Source organism: Pseudacidovorax sp. 1753, assembly GCF_040544975.1.
Taxonomy (GTDB): domain Bacteria; phylum Pseudomonadota; class Gammaproteobacteria; order Burkholderiales; family Burkholderiaceae_C; genus Xenophilus.
This window is the reverse complement of sequence record NZ_JBEPKY010000028.1, coordinates 15820-33524: the sequence shown is the minus strand read 5'-3', so window position 1 is coordinate 33524 and position 17705 is coordinate 15820. Positions and strand designations below refer to the sequence as shown.

Sequence of the window (17705 nt, the reverse complement as noted above, 5' to 3'; positions counted from 1 at the left end):
GACGTCAGTCAGGCCAGCGAGCCGCGTCGACCACCGGGAAGCTGCCGCTGAAGTTGTCGAGCAGGCCAAAGAAGCGCGGCAGCAGGCTGGCGTCGCCGCGCAGCTGCGCCTCGCCGGCGCCCACCAACTCCGGCAGCGTCTGCTGCCGCGCCAGCAGCGCGTTGAGAGCACGGCGCGGCAGCGTCAGGTGCACGTCGCAGGGCGCTTCGGCCGACGGCACGCGGATGGGGCTCAATGCGCCGTTGGACAGTTCCAGCCGCCAGTGCTCGCCGCTGTCGACCAGGTGCAGGCCCACCACGCAGGCCAGTTCGCCGGCGCGGGGCGCGTTCAGGCGCACGGCCAGCGCGTCGAAGAGCAGGCCGTTGCCCAGCGCCGCCAGCATGGCGCTGCCGCCGGGCACGGCCGGCGCGGCGGGCGGGCCCTCGCGGTACTCGCGCGCGCCCAGCAGGAAGGCATTGCGCCAGGTGGCGGATTCGGCGGCGAAGCCCATCTGCTCCAGCGCCTCGGCGGCCAGCGCGCGGGCGCCGGCGTGGTCTGGGTGCGCATAGACGGCATGCTTCATGACCTCGGCCACCCAGCGGTAATCGCCGCGCGCCAGGTCCTCGCGCGCGCGCTCGACCAGCGCGTCGATGCCGCCCATGTAGCGCACGTAGCGCTCGGCCGCCGCCACCGGCGGATGCGCATGCAGGTTGGCCGGATGGGCGTCGTACCAGGACAGGTAGTGCTGGTAGATGGCCTTCACGTTGTGCGAGACCGTGCCGTAGAAGCCGCGCGCATGCCAGCGCCGCGCCAGCGGGCCCGGCATGGTCAGCCCTTCGGCGATCTCGGCCGACTTGAGGCCGTGGCTCATCAGGCGTACGGTCTGGTCGTGCAGCCAGCGGTACAGATCGCGCTGCTCGCGCAGGAAGCCCTGCACCCGGTCCTGGCCCCAGGTAGGCCAGTGGTGCTGGGCCAGCGCCACGTCGCTGCGATCGCCCCAGCGCTGCAGCGCCTGGTGCAGGTACTTGGACCAGGCCAGCGAATCGCGCACCTTGGCGCCCCGCAGCGGACAGAGGTTGTGCAGCGTGCGCGTGGCGTTCTCGGCCAGGTTCAGGGCGCGCTCGCCCGGAAAGTAGAAGTGCATCTCGGCGGGCGCCTCGGTGTCGGGCGCCAGCTGGAACTCAATGGCCACGCCGTCGATGGTGTGGGCTTCGACGTCCTGCACGATCTCCCAGGTGGGCGCGATCAGCGAGGGCCGGCCGCGCGGCAGGCTCTTGCCCAGGCCGGCATCCACCTGGCCGTCCGCGCCCACCGGCAGCGTGTGGCCGAACTGGAACTGCGCCCGCCGCGCCATGGCGACGCCGCCGATCACGTTCTCGGCCACGGCGTGGTGCATGAAGCCCACGGGCGCGATCACCTGCACCCGGCCGGCATCCACGTCCTTCTGCGAGACCAGGCCGGCGACGCCGCCGAAGTGGTCGCTGTGGCTGTGGCTGTAGATCACCGTGTGCAGCGGCCGGCGGCCCTCGGGGTCGCGCAGGCGCCGGTAGAGGCGCAGCGCCGCGGCGGCGGTCTCGGGCACCGTGAGGGCGTCGAGGGCGACCAGGCCTTCGTCGCCCTCGATGAAGGTGATGTTGGCCAGGTCGTAGCCGCGCACCTGAAAGATCCGTGGCGTGACCTGGAACAGCCCGTGGATGCGGTTGAGCCGCGCCTGCCGCCAGAGGGCCGGATTGACGGTGGGCGCCGGCGTCTCGTCGTCAAGGAAGGCGTAGGGGCGCAGACTCCAGACCGGCGCGCCGGAGACGCCGGCCACCTCGGCCTCGTCGTCGCTACCGAGGAAGCCGCGGCGGGCGTCGTCGAAGTCCTCGCCGTCCTCCGGCGGCGCGCCGGCCGCGGCCAGGCGCTGGAGGTCGAGGGTGGGGCCGTAGGCGGTCTTCATGGCTGGTTGTCCCGGTGGTCGGGCGCGATGCCCAGGTAGGCGCCGAGCGCCTCGGCGGTCTGCGCGACCAGGGCGGCTTCGTCCAGCCGGACGGGCCCCGGGTCGGTGAGCACGGCGCTGACCAGCAGCCCGTGCAGCATCTGGTGCGCGAAGCCCAGGCGCGCGGCGGCGACCTCGCCCTGCCACTGCGGCCAGCGCGCCATGGCCGCCACCAGCCGTCCGCGCGTGACCAACCGCAGCTTCGCGAGCGGATGCGCCGTGTTGGCGTCGCGCGGCTGCTGCTGGGTCTGCCCCAGCGCTGCGGCATAGAGCCCGCGGTGCAGCCGGAAGGAATGGACCATCAGCCCCACCCAGGCCTGCAGGAACTGCGCGGGCGTCTCGCCCTCGCGCTCCGGCGCGGCGTGGAAGGCGTCGAGCCGCTGTTGAAGCACCTCCGCCAGCAGCTGCTGCAGCACGGCGAAGTAGGCCTCCTTGTTGTGGAAGCGCGTGTAGAAGGTGCCGACCGAGCAGCCGATGGCCTGGGCGATGTCGCTGACCGTCACCTCGGACCAGCGGCGGCTGGCCGTCAGCTGCAGCCCGGCTTCGATCAGCGCCTGCTGTCGCTCCTGGCCGCGCGGGCGCTTGGGTGCGACGGCATGCTGCGCCGGCAGCGTGCCGGCGGCTTTCTGGACGAGTTCTTCCTGCATCGACTCAACATGAACATGAATTCATATTCATGTTATGGCGTGAACAACGGCGTCGGAAGCTCGGGCTTACCCGCAGGAATGAGGAAAGGACCGGCTCAGCGTCCGCCGCGCAGCAGGGCCCACTGCACGGTGCCGGCGACCAGCGCCAGCGCCGCATAAGTCGCCATCCGCCCGTCGTGACCCGTCAGCACCAGGCCACCGAGCAGCGTCACGACGCCGGCCCCGGTGGTGATTGCCACCTGCTTCCACAACGGCACGCGCAGCGAGCGTGCGCGTTGCAGCACGCGCAAGCCCAGGGCCAGCAACCCCGCCACGACCACGGCAGGCGCCACGAAATTCAGCAGGTGATCGAGAAACTGGAGGGGAGACATGCGCCGCGATGCGTCCGCCAATGACTGCGATAGGAGGGTTTGCTGCAGTGCAAGGCGCCGAAGAGGGGCGCAAATTTTATAATGCGCGGTTATGGCAGTCTGGGCACTCGGCTTGAACCACACGACCGCGCCGCTCGACCTGCGCGGCCGCTTCGCGTTTGCCGTCGACCAGATCGCACCCACCCTGCAGAGTCTGCGCAGCGCCGTGGGCCTGCGCGGCCATCCGCCGGTGGAGGCCGCCATCCTCTCCACCTGCAACCGCACCGAGATCTACTGCGCCGCCGACCGCCCCGCGCTGGAGCACACGGTCGACTGGCTGGCCGGCAGCGGCGGCGTCTCGCCGGCCCTGCTTCGCTCCCACACCTACACGCTCACCGATGGCCAGGCCGCGCGCCATGCCTTCCGCGTGGCCAGCGGCCTCGACTCCATGGTGCTGGGCGAGGCCCAGATCCTGGGCCAGATGAAGGACGCCATCCGCGCCGCCGAGACGGCCGGCGCGCTGGGCACCACGCTCAACCAGCTGTTCCAGCGCTCCTTCGCCGTCGCCAAGGAAGTGCGTACCTCCACCGAGATCGGCGCGCATTCCATCAGCATGGCCGCCGCTGCCGTTCGGCTGGCCGGCCAGCTCTTCGAGGACCTGCGCGAGACCCGCGTGCTCTTCGTCGGCGCCGGCGAAATGATCGACCTGGCCGCCACCCATTTCGCCGCGCGCCAGCCCGCCAGCATCGTCATCGCCAATCGCACGCTCGAGCGCGGCGAGAAGCTCGCCAGCCGCCTGGGCGGCGAGGCCATGCGCCTGGCCGACCTGCCTGGCCGCCTGGCCGAGTTCGACATCGTGGTCAGTTGCACCGCCAGCACCCTGCCGCTGATCGGCCTCGGTGCCGTGGAACGGGCACTCAAGGTGCGCAAGCACCGGCCCATGTTCATGGTCGACCTGGCCGTGCCGCGCGACATCGAGCCGGAGGTCAAGGCGCTGGAAGACGTCTACCTCTACACCGTGGACGACCTTGCCCATGTGGTGCGCCAGGGCGAGGCCAGCCGCCAGGCCGCCGTCGCCCAGGCCGAGGCCATCATCGATGCCGGGGTGCAGAACTTCCTGCACTGGATGGACCAGCGCAGCAGCGTGCCGCTGATCCAGCAGTTGCAGGCCCAGACCGATGCCTGGCGCACGGCCGAATTGGCCCGCGCCCGCCGCCAGCTCGCCCGCGGCGACGATGTCGAGGCGGTGCTGGAGGCCCTGTCGCGCGGCCTCACGCAGAAGATGCTGCACGGCGCCCTGGCCGAACTGCACGCCGGCGACGCCACCCACCGCGAGCAGACGGCGCAGACGGTGAGCCGGCTCTTCCTGCGCAACGGCGACCCGCGCCGCGACAACTAGCGACGCTCGCTCGCTGAAGCCTCCTCTGCACGGGGGGCTGCTCACTTCCGCCGCGCAACCGCCTTGCGCCGCCCTTGCCGCACGGCCCCGTCCCCCCTTCCGCTTCGCCCGTGAAAGACTTCCTCCGCCACCAACTCGAACGCTTCGCCCAGCGCCTGGAAGAGCTCGACTTCCTGCTCTCGCGCGAGGACATCATGGCCGACATGGCGCAGTACCGCGTGCTATCACGCGAGCATGCCGAGGTCACGGCCATCGCCGGGCGCTGGGCCCGCTACCGGCAGCGCGAGACCGACTTGGCCGGCGCCCGCGACATGCTGGGTGACCCGGACATGGCCGAGATGGCGCAGGAGGAGATCGCCGCCGCCACCGCCGAGCTTCAGCAGTTGGAGGATGAGCTCCAGCGCCTGCTGCTTCCCAAGGACCCGGACGATGCGCGCAACGCCTTCCTCGAAATCCGCGCCGGCACCGGTGGCGACGAGTCGGCCCTGTTCGCCGGCGACCTGGCGCGCATGTACACCCGCCATGCCGCCAGCCAGGGCTGGAAGCTGGAGATCATGAGCGCCAGCGAGAGCGAGATCGGCGGCTACAAGGAAGTGGTGCTGCGCGTCGAAGCCGACGGCGCCTACGGCCGGCTGCGCTTCGAATCCGGCGGCCACCGCGTTCAGCGCGTGCCCGCCACCGAGACCCAGGGCCGCATCCACACCAGCGCCTGCACCGTGGCCGTGATGCCCGAGCCCGACGAGACGCAGGCCATCACGCTGAACCCCGCCGACCTGCGCATCGACACCTTTCGCGCCAGCGGCGCCGGCGGCCAGCACATCAACAAGACCGACTCGGCCGTGCGCGTGGTGCACCTGCCCACCGGCCTGGTCGCCGAATGCCAGGACGGCCGCAGCCAGCACAGCAACAAGGCCAAGGCGCTGCAGGTGCTGCAGGCCCGGCTGCAGGAAAAGGAGCGCAGCGAGCGCGCCGCCAAGGAGGCCGCACTGCGCAAGGGACTGATCGGCAGCGGCGACCGCAGCGACCGCATCCGCACCTACAACTTCCCGCAGGGCCGGCTCACCGACCACCGCATCAACCTCACCCTCTACAAGCTGGGCGCGGTGATGGAAGGCGACCTGGGCGAGGTGCTCGATGCGCTGCAGGCCGCGCGCGAGGCCGAGCAGCTGGCGGAGCTGGAGGCGAGCCAGGCATGAGCGGTCGCCCGAGCATGCCGGCTGGCGATGACACCACGGCGGGGGCCGAGGCCGCGAGCGCCGCGCCCGCGCCAGCGGCCGCCACGTCCGCTCACTTGTCCGCAAAAGCCGCCCCACCGAGCGTCGCCGCCGCCCTGCAGGCCGGCCTGCGCGTCGGCCTCGATCGGCTCGATGCCCAGTTGCTGCTGCTCTTCGCGCTGGGCCGGGCGCCGCACGACCGGGCCTGGCTGCTGACGCACGACGGCGACCCGCTCGATCCCGGCGAATGGTCGCGCGTCGCCGCCCTCTTCCGACGGCGCCTGGCAGGCGAACCCGCCGCCTACCTGCTCGGCGAGAAGGAATTCCATGGCCTCGACCTCCAGGTGGATGCCCGCGTGCTGGTGCCGCGCCCGGACACCGAAACGCTGGTCGACTGGGCCCTTACCTGCCTGGAGGGCTACCACGCCCCGCGCGTGCTCGACCTGGGCACCGGCAGCGGCGCCATCGCCCTGGCGCTGCAGCGCTTCCGGCCCGATGCGCGGGTCGAGGCGGTCGATGCCAGCGCCGATGCACTCGCGGTGGCCGCGGCGAACGCCCAGCGGCTCGGCCTGCCCGTCGCCTTCCGCCAGGCCTCCTGGCTGGACGGCGCTCCCCCGAGCGGCTACGACCTCATCGTCAGCAACCCGCCCTACATCGCCGAGGGCGACCCGCACCTTCCCGCCCTGCGCCACGAGCCGCGCTCGGCGCTGGTGGCCGGCGCCGATGGTCTGGACGACCTGCGGCAGATCGTCCGCGCCGCGCCCGGCCACCTCTTGCCCGGTGGCCGGCTGCTGCTGGAACACGGCCACGACCAGGCTGCCGCCGTGCGCCAGTTGCTGGCGGCCGCGGGTTTTGCCGACATCCAGCACCGCCACGATCTGTCCGGCATTGCCCGCTGCACCGGCGGAACCTGGGCCCCGGTGAAATAATCCACGTCCTTATCACCCCACCACCCACAGGAAACCCCATGAGCGACGTTCAGCAACGCATCGACGGCATCGTGAAGTCGAGTGATGTCGTGCTCTTCATGAAGGGCAACGCGAGCTTTCCCATGTGCGGCTTCTCCGGCCGCGCCGTCCAGATCCTGAAGGCCTGCGGCGTCGACACCAAGGCGCTGACCACGGTCAACGTGCTGGACGACGCCGAGATCCGCCAGGGCATCAAGGAATACAGCAACTGGCCCACCATCCCGCAGCTCTACGTCAAGGGCGAGTTCGTGGGTGGTTCGGACATCATGATGGAGATGTACGAGTCCGGCGAACTGCAGCAGATGCTGACCCAGGCCGCCTGAGGACGCAGGGCACCTCTCCACCGCCGGCCAGCCCGGCTTCGATTCGGCTCGCTGCGTGCGGGCCGAATTGCTTTGGGCGGCACCCGCCTCGTCCGACCCGGCCTCGGCTGATGCGCACGCGCCTCGAGCACCGCCTACTCTCTTGTAGTCGCCAGGCCACATTGGCTGTCGGCCCCCTGCGGTCCGTGTGCACGCGGCGCGGGCACGTCTTATGCTGTATCGCACCAGGTGTTGTTGTTCGATACGGAGGTGTTCCCGATGGATTCCCGCAGTCTCGTCCCCACCAGCGCAGGCTTCCAGCTGCCCGTGGCGCAGCTGCGCAGCGTCTACGAGACGCATGAGGTCGAGCGCCGGCTCGCCAAGCTGCCCGAGCGCGATCACGAGACCTTGCGCAGCACCTACACCCGCATGCTCGAGCGCGGCCCGGAGCGCTTCCAGGTCAAACCTTCCGGGGTGCCCGACATGGCGGCCCTCTACGAGCAGCTCCCCAATTTCACCGATGCGCTGGACGACGTCCGCCGCCACGTCGCGCTGGCCCAGGACAGCCGCGACGGCCTGGAAGTGACGCCCATGCTGCTCCTCGGCCCACCCGGCATCGGCAAGACCCATTTCGCCCGCAAGCTGGCGGAGCTGCTGGGCACCGGCATGCAACTGGTGCCGATGAGCTCGATGACGGCCGGATGGCTGCTCTCCGGCGCCTCCTCGCAATGGAAGGGCGCCAAGCCCGGCAAGGTGTTCGAGGCGCTGGTGGACGGCCAGTACGCCAACCCGGTGATCGTGGTGGACGAGATCGACAAGGCCAGTGCCGACGCGCAGTACGACCCACTCGGCGCGCTCTACGGCCTGCTGGAGCACGACACCGCGCACCATTTCGTCGACGAGTTCGCCGAGGTGGCCATCGACGCCAGCCAGGTCATCTGGATCACCACCGCCAACGACGAGCGCAGCGTGCCCGAGCCCATCCTCAACCGGATGAATGTGTTCGAGATCGAGGCGCCCTCGGCCGAGCAGGCGCGGCGCATCGCCCGCAACCTGTACCTCTCCATCCGGGCCGAGCACGACTGGGGCCGCCACCTGGCTGCCGAGCCGGCCGACGACGTGCTGGACGTGCTCGCCAGCCTGGCGCCGCGCGAGATGCGGCGCGCGCTGATGACCGGCTTCGGCAATGCCCGCCTGGCCCGGCGCGAGCAGATGCAGGCGGACGACCTGCCGCGCAGCGCCGGCAGCCAGCGCACACGCATCGGCTTCGTGCAGTAACCCGACGCCACGGAGGGCGTCCCGGGCCGCGTGGGACCTGCTCGCTCGCGCGCCTGCCGTTCGAGCGCGGCCCGGCATGCTAGCGGGGCTGAGACACGGGTGACGCCGTGCGCCGGGGCGCTATCCTCAGGCCGGCGCCACTTCCTGCCAGCCGATGACCCTGACCCAAAGCCTGCTCCTGATCGCGCTGCTGATTGCCGTCAGCGCCTTCTTCTCCGTCGCCGAGATCTCGCTCGCCGCCGCCCGCCGGCTGCGCCTGCGCCAGTTGGCCGATGACGGGGACGCGCGGGCCCAGGAGGTGATCGCGCTGCAGGAGCAGCCGGGCCACTACTTCACCGTCGTGCAGATCGGCCTGAACGCCATCGCCATCCTGGGCGGCGTGGTGGGCGAAGGGGCGCTGACGCCCTACTTCGCGCGCCTGTTCGAGCTGGCGCTCGATGCCGAGAACGCCCAGCGAGCCGCCTTCACCGCCTCCTTCATCACCATCATCGCGGCCTTCCTGGTCTTCGCCGACCTCTTCCCCAAGCGGCTGGGCATGAGCGAGCCGGAGCGCATGGCCATGCGCATCGCCCGGCCCATGCGCTGGCTGATCACGCTGCTGGGCCCGCTCACCTGGCTGTTCACCCGCATGACGGATGGCCTGTTCAAGCTGCTTGGCCTGCCGATGGTGCGCGAGGACAAGATCACCCTGGCCGACATACTGGCCATGTCCGAAGCCGGGACCCGCGCCGGCGTGCTTGCGGCGCAGGAACACCAGGTGATCGCGAACGTCTTCGAACTGGACGTGCGCATGGTCAACAGCGTGATGACGCCGCGCGAGCGCATCGCCTGGCTGCACCACGATGATCCGGAGTCGGTGCTGCGCGCGCGCATCGTGGCCGAGCCCTACTCGGCCTACCCCGTCTGCGAGGGCGACATCGACCACGTGCTGGGCTATGTCGACGCCAAGGACATGTTCCAGCGCGTGCTGGGCGGCCAGCCCCTGTCCTTCGACCAGGGCCTACCGATCCACAAGGCGCTGGTCATTCCCGACCGGCTGACGCTGACCGAGGTGCTGGAGCAGTTCCGCTCGGCCCACGAGGACTTTGCCATCGTGGTCAACGAATACAGCCTCGTGGTGGGCGTCATCACGCTCAACGACGTGATGAGCACGGTGATGGGCGATCTGGTGCCGGCCTCCACCGACGAGCAGCAGATCGTGCAGCGCGACGAGCATTCCTGGCTGATCGACGGCGTCACGCCCATCCAGGACGTGCAGCGCGCCCTGGGCATCGACGAGATGCCGCACGAGGACGAGTACGAGACCCTGGCCGGCTTCCTGATGGTGATGCTGCGCCGCGTGCCGCGCCGCACCGACAGCGTGAGCTGGGCCGGCTTCACCTTCGAGGTGATGGACGTGGACAGCCACCGCATCGACCAGGTGATGGTCACACGCGGCGGACCGGCCGCGGCGCAGCCCGATCCCGCGGTGCGCCACTGAAGGGCGCGGCGTCGGCGGCCCTCCGGCGACGGTCTGGGCGGCGGCCGGCGCCCGGCCAGTCACTCGCCTGCGCCGCCCGGGGTGTGACGAGGATCGAAGGTCCAGTTGCGCTGGTTGGCGAAGACGGCGTCCGGGTACGGCGCGCGGCCGCGGCTGCCGTTGTATCGGCCCAGCGCCATGAACAGGTCGCCGCGCTCACGGTCCAGATAGTGGCGCAGGATCACGCAGCCGAAGCGCAGGTTGGTCTGCATGTGGAACAGCACCGAGGGGTCGCCGTTGCCGATGGTCCGCACCCAGAAGGGCATCACCTGCATGTAGCCCCGCGCACCCGCGCTCGACACCGCGTGCTTGCGGAAGTTGCTCTCGACCTGGATCAGGCCCAGCACCAGGCTCACGTCCAGGCCGGCGCGGCGGCTTTCGTACCAGATGGTCTGCAGCAGCTCCTTGCGGGTCTGCCAATCGGACACCTTGCGCCGCAACCGGTCGCCCATGGTGCCGAGCCAGCGCAGGTAGTGCAGCCGGCCGGCGAAGTCGTCGAACTCAGGAACCGGCGGGGCGTTGTTGAGGATGGCCGAGCTGAGTGCGGTGCGCACCGCATCGGCCAGCGGCTCCTCGATCTGGGCGCCGGCATGGGCGGTGGAGGGCAGCCACAGCGGCGCGGCGAGGCCGGCCCAGGATGCCAGTCCCGCGGCGCGCCCCAGGAAGCCGCGGCGGCCGGCCTGCATGGCGGAGGGCGCCGCAGCACCGGCCGAAACGGCGGCCGCAGCGGTGCCGTCCAGCCCGCCGGCCTGCGCGTCGGCGAAGGCCGGGCGCCGCGTCACACCGCCAGGCGGCCCTTCAGGAAGGCCGCCGCCTCGGCCGCCGGCACCTTGGTCGCCGCCGTGTCGCGGCGATGCTGGTACTCGAACTGCCCTTCCTTCAAGCCGCGGTCGGAGATGACCAGGCGGTGCGGCACGCCGATCAATTCCCAGTCGGCGAACATGGCGCCGGGGCGCTCGTTCCGGTCGTCCAGCAGCACGTCCACGCCATCGGCCAGCAACTGGTCGTACAGCGCCTCGGCGGCGGCCTTGACCTCGGCGCTGCGGTCCATGCCGATGGGGCACAGCACCACCGTGAAGGGCGCCAGCGCATCGGGCCAGATGATCCCGCGCTCGTCGTGGTTCTGCTCGATGGCGGCGGCCGGCAGGCGGGTGATGCCGATGCCGTAGCAGCCCATCTCCAGCGGACGCGGCTTGCCGTCTTCTTCGAGGAAGGTGGCGCTCATGGCGTGGCTGTATTTGGTGCCCAGGTAGAAGACGTGGCCCACCTCGATGCCGCGCTCGATGGCCAGCACGCCCTTGCCGTCCGGCGACGGATCGCCCGCGACGACATTGCGCAGGTCGGCCACCAGGTCGGGCTCGGGCAGGTCGCGGCCCCAGTTGACGCCGGTGATGTGGAAGTCGGGCTCGTTGGCGCCACAGATCCAGTCGGCCATCAGTGCCACCTCGCGGTCGGCCACAACCTTGACCGGCTGCTTCATGTGGAGCGGGCCCAGGTAGCCGGGCTTGCAGCCGAAGTGGGCCTCGATCTCGCCCACGGTGGCGAATCGGAAGCCGGCCAGGCCGGGCAGCTTGCCGACCTTGACCTCGTTCATGTCGTGGTCGCCGCGCAGCAGCAGGAGCCAGACCTGGGTGGCCTTGATGGCGCCCTTGTCGTCGAGCAAGTCCGTGGCCAGTACGAGCGATTTCACCGTGGTCGAGAGCGGTACGCCGAGCAGCGCCGCCACGTCCTCGCAGGTGGACTTGCCGGGCGTCGGCGTCTTGGTCATCTGCTGCGTCGCCGCGCCGCGTGGGCCGGTGGGCGCCAGCGCCTCTGCCTTCTCCATGTTGGCGGCGTAGTCGCTGTCGGGGCAGTAGACGATGGCGTCCTCACCCGTTGCGGCGATGACCTGGAATTCCTCGCTCAGGTCGCCGCCGATGGCGCCGCTGTCCGCCGCCACGGCGCGGTAGCGCAGGCCGAAGCGGTCGAAGATGCGGCGATAGGCCTGCGCCATCACCTGGTAGCTCGCCTTGGCCGCCTCGGGGCTGCGGTCGAAGCTGTAGGCGTCCTTCATGATGAACTCACGGCCACGCATCAGGCCGAAGCGCGGACGGCGCTCGTCGCGGAACTTGGTCTGGATCTGGTAGAAGTTCTTGGGCAGCTGCTTGTAGCTGCGGATCTCCTGGCGGGCGATGTCCGTCACCACCTCCTCGCTGGTGGGCTGGACCACGAAGTCGCGGTCGTGCCGGTCCTTGATGCGCAGCAGCTCGGCGCCCATCTTGTCGAAGCGGCCCGTCTCCTGCCAGAGCTCGGCCGGCTGCACCACGGGCATGGTCATCTCGACGGCGCCGGCGCGGTTCATCTCTTCGCGCACGATGGCCTCCACCTTGCGGATCACGCGCAAGCCCATGGGCATGTACGTGTAGATGCCCGCGCCGAGCTTCTTGATCATGCCGGCACGGGTCATGAGCCGGTGGCTGGCCACTTCGGCGTCGGCCGGGGCCTCCTTGAGTGTGGACACCAGGAAACGGGATGCTTTCATCGACTGCAGGGCAAGAAGCTGGAGGAAGGAAGGCGGCGTGCCGCACGCGGCGCGGGGCCGGGAACTGGGCGGGCCGGCGTCAAGCTCCGGCCAGCATCGATCTATGCATAATCGAACCAGTTCAAAAATTGGGGTTTGATTATGCTTGACCGGGACGGCTTCAGGCCCAACGTCGGCATCATCCTGCTCAACCAGAAAAACCAGGTGTTCTGGGGCAAACGCATCCGCACCCACTCCTGGCAGTTTCCTCAAGGCGGGATCGATCGGGGCGAGACACCCGAGCAGGCCATGTACCGCGAGCTCCACGAAGAGGTCGGCCTGATGCCGGACCACGTGCGCATCGTGGCCCGCACCCGCGACTGGTTGCGCTACGAGGTGCCCGACCGCTACATCCGCCGCGACGCCCGCGGCCATTACAAAGGCCAGAAGCAGATCTGGTATCTGCTGCAACTTGTGGGGCACGACTGGGATCTCAACCTGCGTGCCACCGACCATCCCGAGTTCGACGCCTGGCGCTGGCACGATTACTGGGTCCCGCTGGACGTGGTGGTCGAGTTCAAGCGTGGCGTCTACGAGATGGCGCTGACCGAACTGGCCCGCTTCCTGCCACGGCCCGACATGCGTAACCGCTTCCTGCGCGGCAGCATGCGGGGCCGCGAAGCCGATCATCGTGACCGGCCACCGCACGGCCCCTCCACCGCGGCGCCCACCTTCGAATTGCCGCCGGGCGCGTCCTTCGACCCCGACCCCAACAGTGCCTCCGATCATGCCTCGCATCCAGACAGCCCGACACCCGCAAGTCCCTAGTGTCCGGGGGCATTCCACGACAGCGGAGAAGTTCACCCATCTGCTCGCCGCTGCGGCGTTGGTGGCAGGTACCGCGCACGCGCAACTGGTCGACAACCCGGATTGGCAGGAGTCGGCGGTTCCGCCTCCGCCGGCCTATGACGTCAAGCGTGCGCTGCAGATCGAGATGCCGGCGTACATGACGCTCAAATTCGGCATCGATCCCAAGACCATCGTGATCACGCCCGATGGCGTCGTGCGCTATGTGGTGCTGGGCTGGCGCGAGGGCGGCGGCACCGTCAATGCCTTCTACGAAGGCGTGCGCTGCGCGACGGCGGAGTACAAGACCTACGCCCGATCAGCCGACGGGGCATGGCGGCTGGTCGACAACCCCGACTGGAAGCGCATCGATGATCGCAATTCGATCTACACCTATGAGTTGTCCCGGCAGGCGCTGTGTCGAGGACGCGCACCGCGAGCGAGCGTGACGGACATGGTGCGCGAACTCAAGCGGCCGGAGGTGCTGCTCTACTGAGCGCCGCGCGAATCGGCGGCGTTCGGCGGCCTTCAGGCAAAGGCTGAAGGCGCGTGGCGAGTCACGCCGAATGCGCCGCCAGTGGCGCAGGAGCCCGAGTTCCGATGCTCACATCAAGACGAGGTTGTCCCGATGGATCATCTCGGGCTCGGCTGAATAGCCCAGCAGCCCCTCAATGTCCGCCGATGAACGCCGGCAGAGCAGCCGAGCCTCGGCCGCCGCATAGTTGGCCAGGCCGCGCGCCAGTTCGGCACCGGCAGCATCGCGGATGGCAATGACGTCGCCACGGGAGAAGTCGCCTTCGACCGCTGTCATGCCGATGGGCAGCAGGCTCTTGCCCTCGCCGCGCACCTTACGCGCCGCGCCCTCATCCACGATCACCGCGCCTCGCAATTGCAGATGGTCGGCCATCCAGCGCTTGCGAGCCTGGTGCTTGGCGGTGTCGGCCACCAAAAGTGTGCCGATGGCCTCGCCGCGCGCCAGCCGCATCAGCGCATCGGGTTCGCGGCCCCAGGCAATGACCGTGGACGCTCCCGAACCCGCCGCCCGCTTGGCCGCCAGGACCTTGGTCAGCATGCCACCGCGGCCAATGCTGGAGCCCGCACCGCCTGCCATCAGTTCCAGCGCTGGATCGCCGGCCTGGGCCTCGTGCACGAATGTGGCGTCGGGGTTCTTGCGTGGGTCGGCCGTGTAGAGGCCCTTCTGGTCGGTCAGGATGACCAGCGCATCCGCATCCACGAGGTTGGCGACCAGCGCTCCAAGCGTGTCGTTGTCGCCGAACTTGATCTCGTCGTTGACGACGGTGTCGTTCTCGTTGATGACCGGCAGAACGCCCAGGCCCAGCAGGGTCAGGAGGGTGGAACGGGCATTGAGGTAGCGCTCGCGATCCGCCAGGTCGGCATGCGTGAGCAGCACCTGCGCACTGCGCAGGCCGTTCTCGCGCAGCTTGTTCTCGTACATGTGGGCCAGACCCATCTGTCCCACGGCAGCCGCCGCCTGCAGTTCATGGACCTCCTTGGGCCTCATGGACCAGCCCAGGCGTTTCATGCCCTCGGCAATCGCTCCACTGGACACCATCACCAGTTCGCGGCCATCGCGGACCAGCGCGCCGAGCTGGCGCGACCATTCGCCGATCGCCTCCTCATCCAGCCCCTTGCCCTCGTTCGTGACAAGGCTGGAGCCGACCTTCACCACAAGACGGCGCGCATCGCGCAGGACGGAGGACGAGAAGTTGCGGGTCATGGAGCGGAATCGTGCGGCGCCGGGCGCCGTGGGTAGGACAGGCGGACGTGGCAGTCAGTCCTGGGGCGAGGCGAAGCGCGGATCGACGTATTCCGGCGGCTGCTCGGCCTTCTGCTGTGCCTTCACATGCTGGTAGATGGACTTCATCAGCGGCTCGCAGCCTTCGCGCGTGAGGGCGGAGATCTCGAACACCGGCCCCTTGAAGCGCAGACGCTTGACGAAATCCTTGACGCGGGCGGCCCGCTCCTCGACCGGGATCATGTCCAGCTTGTTGAGCACCAGCCAGCGCGGCTTGTCGTAGAGGCCCTGGTCGTACTTCTTGAGTTCGCCCACGATGGCCTTGGCCTGCGCCACCGGATCCACGCCCTCGTCGAAGGGCGCCAGATCGACCACGTGCAGCAGCAGGCGGGTGCGCTGCAGGTGGCGCAGGAAAAGATGGCCGAGGCCAGCCCCTTCGGACGCGCCTTCGATCAGCCCGGGAAGATCGGCGATCACGAAGCTCTGCTCCGGCCCCAGGCGCACCACGCCCAGGTTGGGATGCAGCGTCGTAAAGGGATAGTCGGCGATGCGCGGGCGGGCGTTCGAGACGGCGCTGATCAGCGTGGACTTGCCGGCATTGGGCATGCCCAAGAGGCCCACGTCGGCCAGCACCTTGAGTTCGAGCTTGAGGCTCTTGCGCTCACCAGGCCAGCCGGGCGTCTTCTGCCGCGGCGCGCGGTTGATCGACGACTTGAAGCGCAGGTTGCCGAAGCCACCGTCCCCGCCCTTGGCGATGGTGACCGGCTCGCCCGGCACGAGGAGTTCGCACAGCACCTCGCCCGTCTCGGCATCGCTGATGATGGTGCCGACCGGCATACGCAGCGTGACGTCATCGCCCGCGGCACCGAACATGTCGGAGCCCATGCCATGCTGGCCGCGCTTGGCCTCGTGGCGGCGCGAAAAGCGGTAATCCACCAGCGTATTGAGGTTGGGATCGGCCACCGCGAAGACGTGGCCGCCGCGGCCACCGTCGCCACCGTCGGGACCGCCGAATTCCTTGTACTTCTCATGGCGGAACGACACGCAGCCGTTGCCGCCATCGCCAGCGGCGATGTCGATGAAGGCTTCGTCGACGAACTTCATGAGGGCAGTTTACAAATGAGACGTGCCGGGAGGCACATAAACGATGAAGCCCCGGCAAAGCGGGGCTTCACACGAGAGAGCGAGGTCGCTCAGACCGGGGTGATGTTCACGACGTGCTTGTTCAGCGCGCCGCGCATGCCGAACGAGACGCGGCCATCGACCAGCGCGAACAGGGTGTGGTCCTTGCCCACGCCCACGTTGTCACCGGCGTGCAGGCGCGTACCGCGCTGACGCACGATGATGGAACCGGCGCTGATCACTTGGCCGCCGAAGGCCTTCACGCCGAGCATCTTGGGCTTGGAATCGCGCCCGTTACGCGTAGAGCCGCCGCCTTTTTTCTGTGCCATGGTGTCCTGCTCCTGGGCTTAGCCGGCAATCGCACCGATCTGCAGCTCGGTGAACTGCTGGCGATGGCCTTGACGCTTTTGATAATGCTTACGGCGACGCAGCTTGAAGATGCGCACCTTGTCATGCTTGCCGTGGGACAGCACCGTGGCCGTCACCGTGGCGCCGGACACCAGGGGCGTGCCGACCTTGATCGCGCTACCGTCGCTGACGGCAAGCACTTGGTCGATCACGATTTCCTGGCCAACGTCCGCAGCAATCTGTTCTACCTTGATTTTCTCGCCGGGGGCAACGCGATACTGCTTGCCACCGGTTTTTATGACCGCGTACATGGGAAACCTCTTGTGAAAGATTCTCCGCGGCTCATTCCGCGAAGCTCTCCATGATAGCACGGGCAATGACAAGATGCACGCCCCGGCAGCCCAAGGACGGGCCTGTCCGTGGCCGCTCCCTATAATTCCGGCGCTCGAAAGACCGATCACCGCGCCTCGCGCCACCTCTCTTGTCTTCCACCACAGCCAGCCCACCTCCGCCGACCTTTGCAGCGCTCGACCTCGTGGCCAGCGACATGACCGAGGTCGACCGGGTCATCGACGCCCGCCTGTCCACGGGCGTGCCCCTGGTGAGCCAAGTGTCGCGCTACATCATTGCCGCAGGTGGCAAGCGCCTGCGCCCGGTCCTGCTTCTGCTGATGAGCCGAGCGCTCGGCTACGAGGGGACGCAGCACTTCAACCTGGCAGCGGTCGTCGAGTTCATCCATACCGCGACGCTGCTGCACGACGATGTGGTGGACGAGTCCACCCTGCGCCGAGGCCGGCCCACCGCCAACGAGTCCTTCGGCAACGCAGCCAGCGTGCTCGTCGGCGACTTTCTTTATTCGCGCGCCTTCCAGATGATGCTGGACGCCCAGGACATGCGCGTGATGGAGGTTCTGGCCGAAGCCACCAACGTCATCGCGGAAGGCGAGGTGCTGCAGCTCATGAACATGGGCGATGCGTCGCTGGACGAGCAGGCCTACCTGCAGGTCATCCGCTCCAAGACTGCCAAGCTGTTCGAGGCCAGCACCCGGCTGGCGGCGATCCTGTCCGGCGCCCCGCGCGATCTGGAAGAAGCGTGCGCCACCTACGGCCAAGCCCTCGGGACCGCATTCCAGGTGGTGGACGATGTGCTCGACTACGCGGGCGATGCGGCCGAAACGGGCAAGAACGTCGGCGACGATCTCCGGGAAGGCAAGGCCACGCTGCCACTCATCCTCGCCATGAAGCGCGGCAACGCCGCGCAGGCCGCCATCGTCCGCACGGCACTGGAGACAGGCGACGTCTCCCAACTCCCGCAGGTGGTCCAGGTCGTGCGGGAAACCGGCGCATTGGAAGCCACACGTGCCGCGGCCGCGCGCGAAGCCGAACGCGCAATTTCCGCGCTCGACGCGCTCCCGGCCAATATTTACTCGAAAGGTATGCTACAGTTAGCGGCTCAGCTTCTTGAGCGCCGAACCTGATCGGCACCGAAGCAAGACTGAT

General features: G+C 69.0%; 18 protein-coding genes. 9 read left to right on the top strand and 9 right to left on the bottom strand.

All coding sequences use genetic code 11. From position 1 onward, the window contains the following. Positions 1 to 4: 4 nt before the first annotated feature. The 3 genes from ABIC63_RS26550 to ABIC63_RS26540 form a co-directional block, all read right to left on the bottom strand. The gene (locus ABIC63_RS26550) at positions 5 to 1918 is read right to left on the bottom strand and encodes an alkyl/aryl-sulfatase (RefSeq protein WP_354321958.1); all 1914 of its coding nucleotides are present in this window, start codon (positions 1916 to 1918) and stop codon (positions 5 to 7) included. Further along, positions 1915 to 2604 (bottom strand): TetR/AcrR family transcriptional regulator, encoded by a 690-nt coding sequence (locus ABIC63_RS26545; protein ID WP_354321957.1) that lies wholly within the window; start codon positions 2602 to 2604, stop codon positions 1915 to 1917. The genes ABIC63_RS26550 and ABIC63_RS26545 overlap by 4 nt, the downstream gene beginning before the upstream one ends. 95 nt (positions 2605 to 2699) lie before the next feature. Then, positions 2700 to 2975 carry a hypothetical protein gene (locus tag ABIC63_RS26540; RefSeq protein ID WP_354321956.1) on the bottom strand — a complete coding sequence of 92 codons (276 nt, stop codon included), beginning with the start codon at positions 2973 to 2975 and terminating at the stop codon, positions 2700 to 2702. Positions 2976 to 3066: 91 nt separating this feature from the next. On the opposite strand from ABIC63_RS26540, the gene hemA reads away from it, so the two are divergent. The 6 genes from hemA to paeA all read left to right on the top strand — a co-directional run bounded on the left by hemA (position 3067) and on the right by paeA (position 9595). Beyond that, entirely contained in the window at positions 3067 to 4353 is a 1287-nt protein-coding gene (gene hemA / locus ABIC63_RS26535; protein WP_354321955.1) for a glutamyl-tRNA reductase, read from the top strand. Between the two features lie 110 nt (positions 4354 to 4463). Then, positions 4464 to 5549 (top strand): peptide chain release factor 1, encoded by a 1086-nt coding sequence (prfA, locus tag ABIC63_RS26530; protein WP_294376966.1) that lies wholly within the window; start codon positions 4464 to 4466, stop codon positions 5547 to 5549. After that, entirely contained in the window at positions 5546 to 6496 is a 951-nt protein-coding gene (gene prmC / locus ABIC63_RS26525) for a peptide chain release factor N(5)-glutamine methyltransferase (RefSeq protein WP_502935916.1), read from the top strand. The genes prfA and prmC overlap by 4 nt, the downstream gene beginning before the upstream one ends. A gap of 38 nt (positions 6497 to 6534) precedes the next feature. Next, on the top strand, positions 6535 to 6858 hold the full coding sequence (grxD, locus tag ABIC63_RS26520; RefSeq protein WP_017761179.1) for a Grx4 family monothiol glutaredoxin: 324 nt from the start codon (positions 6535 to 6537) through the stop codon (positions 6856 to 6858). 258 nt (positions 6859 to 7116) lie between these two features. Continuing rightward, the gene (locus tag ABIC63_RS26515) at positions 7117 to 8115 is read left to right on the top strand and encodes an AAA family ATPase (RefSeq protein ID WP_354321954.1); all 999 of its coding nucleotides are present in this window, start codon (positions 7117 to 7119) and stop codon (positions 8113 to 8115) included. A gap of 154 nt (positions 8116 to 8269) precedes the next feature. Beyond that, complete coding sequence (paeA, locus tag ABIC63_RS26510; RefSeq protein WP_354321953.1) at positions 8270 to 9595, top strand: polyamine export protein PaeA; 1326 nt, start codon at positions 8270 to 8272, stop codon at positions 9593 to 9595. A gap of 59 nt (positions 9596 to 9654) precedes the next feature. Here paeA and ABIC63_RS26505 read toward each other — a convergent pair whose 3' ends face one another. Next, positions 9655 to 10320, bottom strand: coding sequence for a lytic transglycosylase domain-containing protein (locus ABIC63_RS26505; RefSeq protein ID WP_354321989.1), 666 nt, complete (start codon positions 10318 to 10320; stop codon positions 9655 to 9657). Positions 10321 to 10412: 92 nt separating this feature from the next. After that, entirely contained in the window at positions 10413 to 12155 is a 1743-nt protein-coding gene (locus ABIC63_RS26500; RefSeq protein WP_354321952.1) for a proline--tRNA ligase, read from the bottom strand. A 141-nt stretch (positions 12156 to 12296) separates the two neighbouring features. Here ABIC63_RS26500 and ABIC63_RS26495 point away from each other — a divergent pair, with 141 nt between their 5' ends. Both ABIC63_RS26495 and ABIC63_RS26490 read left to right on the top strand, forming a co-directional pair. Further along, positions 12297 to 12962 (top strand): RNA pyrophosphohydrolase, encoded by a 666-nt coding sequence (locus tag ABIC63_RS26495; protein WP_354321951.1) that lies wholly within the window; start codon positions 12297 to 12299, stop codon positions 12960 to 12962. A gap of 61 nt (positions 12963 to 13023) precedes the next feature. After that, the gene (locus tag ABIC63_RS26490) at positions 13024 to 13476 is read left to right on the top strand and encodes a CNP1-like family protein (protein ID WP_354321950.1); all 453 of its coding nucleotides are present in this window, start codon (positions 13024 to 13026) and stop codon (positions 13474 to 13476) included. 108 nt (positions 13477 to 13584) lie between these two features. Here the strand turns inward: ABIC63_RS26490 and proB are convergent, their stop codons facing one another. The 4 genes from proB to rplU all read right to left on the bottom strand — a co-directional run bounded on the left by proB (position 13585) and on the right by rplU (position 16517). Further along, entirely contained in the window at positions 13585 to 14718 is a 1134-nt protein-coding gene (proB, locus tag ABIC63_RS26485) for a glutamate 5-kinase (RefSeq protein ID WP_354321949.1), read from the bottom strand. A 54-nt stretch (positions 14719 to 14772) separates the two neighbouring features. Further along, positions 14773 to 15840 (bottom strand): Obg family GTPase CgtA, encoded by a 1068-nt coding sequence (gene cgtA / locus ABIC63_RS26480; protein ID WP_354321948.1) that lies wholly within the window; start codon positions 15838 to 15840, stop codon positions 14773 to 14775. Positions 15841 to 15929: 89 nt separating this feature from the next. After that, positions 15930 to 16187, bottom strand: a complete 258-nt coding sequence (gene rpmA / locus ABIC63_RS26475; protein ID WP_017761188.1) for a 50S ribosomal protein L27 — start codon at positions 16185 to 16187, stop codon at positions 15930 to 15932. 18 nt (positions 16188 to 16205) lie between these two features. Then, complete coding sequence (gene rplU / locus ABIC63_RS26470; protein ID WP_017761189.1) at positions 16206 to 16517, bottom strand: 50S ribosomal protein L21; 312 nt, start codon at positions 16515 to 16517, stop codon at positions 16206 to 16208. 236 nt (positions 16518 to 16753) lie between these two features. Here rplU and ABIC63_RS26465 point away from each other — a divergent pair, with 236 nt between their 5' ends. Beyond that, a complete protein-coding gene (locus tag ABIC63_RS26465) occupies positions 16754 to 17683 on the top strand; it encodes a polyprenyl synthetase family protein (RefSeq protein ID WP_294376996.1) in 930 nt (309 codons plus the stop codon). Positions 17684 to 17705 lie beyond the last annotated feature (22 nt).

Excerpts from the sequence above, each read along its gene's own strand:
- rplU (WP_017761189.1), bottom strand. The coding sequence starts at position 16,517 with ATGTACGCGGTCATAAAAACCGGTGGCAAGCAGTATCGCGTTGCCCCC.
- ABIC63_RS26500 (WP_354321952.1), bottom strand. The coding sequence starts at position 12,155 with ATGAAAGCATCCCGTTTCCTGGTGTCCACACTCAAGGAGGCCCCGGCC.
- proB (WP_354321949.1), bottom strand. The coding sequence starts at position 14,718 with ATGACCCGCAACTTCTCGTCCTCCGTCCTGCGCGATGCGCGCCGTCTT.
- ABIC63_RS26465 (WP_294376996.1), top strand. The coding sequence starts at position 16,754 with ATGACCGAGGTCGACCGGGTCATCGACGCCCGCCTGTCCACGGGCGTG.
- prmC (WP_502935916.1), top strand. The coding sequence starts at position 5,546 with ATGAGCGGTCGCCCGAGCATGCCGGCTGGCGATGACACCACGGCGGGG.
- paeA (WP_354321953.1), top strand. The coding sequence starts at position 8,270 with ATGACCCTGACCCAAAGCCTGCTCCTGATCGCGCTGCTGATTGCCGTC.
- ABIC63_RS26545 (WP_354321957.1), bottom strand. The coding sequence starts at position 2,604 with ATGCAGGAAGAACTCGTCCAGAAAGCCGCCGGCACGCTGCCGGCGCAG.
- ABIC63_RS26550 (WP_354321958.1), bottom strand. The coding sequence starts at position 1,918 with ATGAAGACCGCCTACGGCCCCACCCTCGACCTCCAGCGCCTGGCCGCG.
- grxD (WP_017761179.1), top strand. The coding sequence starts at position 6,535 with ATGAGCGACGTTCAGCAACGCATCGACGGCATCGTGAAGTCGAGTGAT.
- ABIC63_RS26515 (WP_354321954.1), top strand. The coding sequence starts at position 7,117 with ATGGATTCCCGCAGTCTCGTCCCCACCAGCGCAGGCTTCCAGCTGCCC.
- ABIC63_RS26495 (WP_354321951.1), top strand. The coding sequence starts at position 12,297 with ATGCTTGACCGGGACGGCTTCAGGCCCAACGTCGGCATCATCCTGCTC.
- cgtA (WP_354321948.1), bottom strand. The coding sequence starts at position 15,840 with ATGAAGTTCGTCGACGAAGCCTTCATCGACATCGCCGCTGGCGATGGC.
- ABIC63_RS26540 (WP_354321956.1), bottom strand. The coding sequence starts at position 2,975 with ATGTCTCCCCTCCAGTTTCTCGATCACCTGCTGAATTTCGTGGCGCCT.
- hemA (WP_354321955.1), top strand. The coding sequence starts at position 3,067 with ATGGCAGTCTGGGCACTCGGCTTGAACCACACGACCGCGCCGCTCGAC.
- rpmA (WP_017761188.1), bottom strand. The coding sequence starts at position 16,187 with ATGGCACAGAAAAAAGGCGGCGGCTCTACGCGTAACGGGCGCGATTCC.
- ABIC63_RS26505 (WP_354321989.1), bottom strand. The coding sequence starts at position 10,320 with ATGCAGGCCGGCCGCCGCGGCTTCCTGGGGCGCGCCGCGGGACTGGCA.